At 61.0% G+C, this 3,980-nt stretch carries 3 protein-coding genes and 1 pseudogene; all 4 read right to left on the reverse strand.

The features are described 5' to 3' along the window. Positions 1-298, reverse strand: a pseudogene (locus AB4Z11_RS25740) (dihydropyrimidinase); the annotation flags it as partial. Positions 299-314: 16 nt separating this feature from the next. Further along, entirely contained in the window at positions 315-1,790 is a 1,476-nt protein-coding gene (locus AB4Z11_RS25745) for an NCS1 family nucleobase:cation symporter-1 (RefSeq protein WP_442028643.1), read from the reverse strand. Positions 1,791-1,811: 21 nt separating this feature from the next. Continuing rightward, positions 1,812-3,110 (reverse strand): NAD-dependent dihydropyrimidine dehydrogenase subunit PreA, encoded by a 1,299-nt coding sequence (gene preA / locus AB4Z11_RS25750; protein ID WP_442028645.1) that lies wholly within the window; start codon positions 3,108-3,110, stop codon positions 1,812-1,814. After that, a partial coding sequence (locus tag AB4Z11_RS25755) for an FAD-dependent oxidoreductase (RefSeq protein ID WP_442028646.1) occupies positions 3,103-3,980 on the reverse strand: 878 nt, incomplete at its 5' end. The genes preA and AB4Z11_RS25755, both read right to left, overlap by 8 nt.

Below are 3,980 nucleotides of genomic sequence, written 5' to 3' on the forward strand. Positions count from 1 at the left end.
GCTTTGGATTAGGGATCACGAAATCGATGATGGTCGTGTTGCCGCCGGCAAGGCCCGCCGCGGTGCCTGTGAAGAAGTCGTCCTGCGTGACAGTGCCCATGAAGGGCAGGTTCATGTGGGTGTGCGGATCGATCCCGCCCGGCATGACGTACTGGCCGCCTGCGTCGATCTCGTGTGCGCCGGCCGGCACATCAAGGTTCGGGCCGACCGCGACGATCTTGTCGCCTTCGCACAGCACGTCGGCACGATAAGCGCGGTCCGCGTTCACTACAGTACCGCCACGAATAATTGTCGCCATATTGCTTCTCCAAAGTTCAGGACTGCGGGGCAGTATTCAGCGTGGCCGCTGCCCTGCCCTTCATCATGATTCCGTACACAAGGGCTGAAATGGCGATGCCAACAAACCATGCGTAGGTATAAATCAGCTTGAAGCCTTGGCCCACATCGGCGAAGCTTTGCGGGAAGGCCGCATTCAGGAAGCCCGGCACATTCGGCATCACGCCGAGCACAAAGGCCACCAGTGCTGCGGAATTCCAGCCGTTCGTGTATGAATATTCGCCATCGTGCACATAGAGCTGATCCACTTTCAGATTCGTTTTGCGGACGAAGTAATAGTCGATGATCAGCACACCCGCGATGGGGCCAAGCAGCGCCGAGTAGCCAATCAGCCAGGTGAAGATATAACCTTGCGTGGTTTCCAGCAGCTTCCACGGCATCATCACCAGCGCAATGCCAGCGGTGATATAGCCGCCGATACGGTAGCTGATCACCTTCGGCGCCAGCGCCGAGAAGTCATAAGCAGGGCCGACCAGATTCGCCGCCAGATTCACGCTAACGGTGTCGATCAACAGAATGATCAGCGCAATCAGCACCGCTGCGCCGGTCATGCGGCTGGCCAGATCAACCGGGTCCCAGATCGCTTTGCCGTACAGGACGATGGTGGCCGATGTCACGATCACCGCCAGCGCGGCCAGCAAGCCCATCGGCACAGGCAGGCCCACCGACTGGCCCAGCACCTGGTCGCGCTGCGTTTTCGCGAAGCGCGTGAAGTCGGGAATATTCAGCGCCAGCGTAGCCCAGAAGCCGACCATGGCCGTCAGCGAAGGCCAGAAGGTCGGCCAGAACTGGCCTGCTTTCTTGCCGCCTTCAACGAACTGCGAGGGCTGATTCARCAGCGGACCGAAGCCGCCGGCACGCTCATAGACCCACCACAGCAGCACGAAGCAGATGATGATCTTCAGCGGCGCCGTGTAGGTTTCCAGTTTGCGGATCGCGTCCATGCCGTGGACGATGTAATAAAACTGGATAGCCCAGAAGCCCAGGAAGCAAAGCAGCTGTGCCAGATTGATGCCAAGACCGGGCAGCTTATCGCCGCCGATCTCTCCACCCGTCATTACGCCCAGCAGCGTGTAAATCATCTGCCCGCCGAACCAGGTCTGGATGCCGTACCAGCCGCAGGCCACAATCGCGCGCATCAGCGCCGGCAGCCGCGCGCCGGTGGTGCCGAACGAGGCGCGTGCCAGCACCGCATACGGAATGCCGTACTTGGTGCCCGCGTGGCCGATGGCCAGCATCGGCAGCAGCACAATCGTGTTGGCCAGGAAGACCGTCAACACCGCCTGATATGCGGACATGCCGCCTTCAATCAGGCTGGCAGCCAAAGTGTATGCGGGGATGCACATGACCATCCCCACCCAGAGTGCAGCAAAGTGATACCAGCGCCATGTGCGCTGTGCGGCGCTGGTTGGCGCCAGGTCTTCGTTCCACAAATGCGGACTGTCATTGCTCACTGACGCTCTCCTCTTCGGAGATCAGCTGGCTGCGCTGACCTCTTTTGCGATCTCCGCGCGTGGATTGCGCGGGTCCTGGGTCCAGTTCATGTACGGCTTGCCGGTCTGCTGCGGGACCATGGTAATGCATCCTTGCACCGGACAGGTAATTTCGCACAGATTGCAGCCGACGCATTCCTGCTCGTTGACCTGGTAGGTCCGCGTGCCGGTCGCTTCGTCCACCAGCTGGAAGATGGACTGGTGCGACGTATCCTCGCACGCCACATAGCAGCGGCCGCACTTGATGCAGTCGTCCTGGCTGATGTGGGCGATGGTCTTGAAGTTCATGTCCAGGTACTTCCAGTCGGTGGTGTTCGGCACCGCCTTGCCGCGGAAGTCTTCCAGCGTCTTGTAGCCTTTGGAGTCCATCCAGCGCGAAAGACCGTCCTTCATCTCTTCGACGATGCGGAAGCCGTGCAGCATCGCCGCAGTGCAGACCTGCACACTGCCCGCGCCCAGCGCGATGAACTCCGCCGCGTCACGCCAGTTGCTGATGCCGCCGATACCGGAGATGGGAAGCCCCCTGGTTTCAGGATCGCGCGCGATTTCGGCCACCATGTTCAGGGCGATCGGCTTGACGGCTGTGCCGCAGTAACCGCCATGGGTGCTGGCATTTCCGACCATCGGCAATGCAGCCATGCGGTCCAGGTCAATCGAGGTAATCGAGTTGATGGTGTTGATCAGCGAGACTGCGTCGGCGCCACCCTTCTGCGCAGCGCGTGCAGGACGGCGGATATCCGTGATGTTCGGCGTCAGCTTCACAATCACCGGCAGCTTCGTGTGCTTTTTGCACCAAGCCGTCACCTGCTCCACATATTCCGGCACCTGGCCGACAGCGGAACCCATGCCGCGTTCCGGCATGCCGTGCGGGCAGCCGAAATTCAGCTCGATGCCGTCCGCGCCGGTCGCTTCGACCAGCGGCAGGATATGCGCCCAGTAGTGCTCTTCACAAGGCAGCATCAAGGACACCACCATCGCGCGGTCCGGCCAGGCCTTCTTCACGGCCGTGATTTCATCCAGATTGGTTTGCAGCAGGCGGTCGGTAATCAGCTCGATATTGTTGAAGCCGATGACTTCGCGGTTCTTGCCGTAGATGGCCGAGTAGCGCGAGGACACGTTCACAGGCGGCGGATCTTCACCCAGCGTCTTCCACACCACGCCGCCCCACCCTGCTTCGAAGGCGCGGATCACGTTGTAGGCTTTATCGGTCGGCGGCGCGGAGGCCAGCCAGAACGGATTGGGCGCCTTGATGCCGCAGAAATTGATGCTCAGATCAGCCATGGACGCCTCCCTTGGTCGAAATATCGTTATGGATTGCGAGCGCAGCCAGCTTGCCATGCTGGACGGCTTGCACCGTCAGGTCCTGTCCCGGCGCCACACAGTCCCCGCCGGCGTAAATGCCTGGCAGGACGGTGCGGAACTGATCGTCGACATGGATCTTGTCGCCATCCCGCTTCAGCAGCGTCGCCAGCGGATCGTTCAGCGATTCAGTGTCCATGCTCTGGCCGATGGCCTTGAACACGGCATCGGCCGTGATTTCGAAGGTAACGCCAGTGCCGACGAGGCGCGAGCCTTCGAGATGCGTGCGTTCGAAGCGCATGCCACGCACACGGCCCGCTTCATCCAGCAGCACCTGCTTTGGCTGCGCCCAGGTTTGCATGCGCACCTGGTTGGCCTTGGCGATGTCCTGTTCGTGATGTGTGGCGCTCATGGCGTCGAAGCCGCGGCGATAAACCATGGTCACTTCTTCAGCACCCAGGCGCCGGATTTGCACGGCCATGTCGATGGCGGTATTGCCGGCGCCGATCACGATGGCGCGGCGTGGGACCGGCAACTTGGCCAGGTCRCTGGCCTGGCGCAGTTCGGCGATGTAGTCCACGGCAGCCATCAGGCCGGGAGCATCTTCTCCCGTGAGGCCGAGCTGGCGGCTGGCGCCGAGGCCAAGACCGAGGAAGACTGCGTCATATTCGTCATGCAGCGCCTTCAGCTGCACGTTGTCGCCCAGCTTCTGGCCATGGCGGATTTCGATGCCGCCCACGCCCAACAGAAAGTCCACTTCCTTTTGCGCGAAATTGTCGGTCAGTTTGTATTTCGCAATGCCGTATTCATTCAGGCCGCCGGATTTCTCCTGCGCTTCGTAAATCACGACGT

This window comes from Pseudoduganella sp. RAF53_2 (assembly GCF_052113985.1).
In the GTDB taxonomy this organism is placed as follows: Bacteria; Pseudomonadota; Gammaproteobacteria; order Burkholderiales; family Burkholderiaceae_D; genus Rugamonas.

What these genes read in the sequence shown, in the direction of transcription:
- preA (WP_442028645.1), bottom strand. Translation starts at nt 3,110, where the DNA reads ATGGCTGATCTGAGCATCAATTTCTGCGGCATCAAGGCGCCCAATCCG.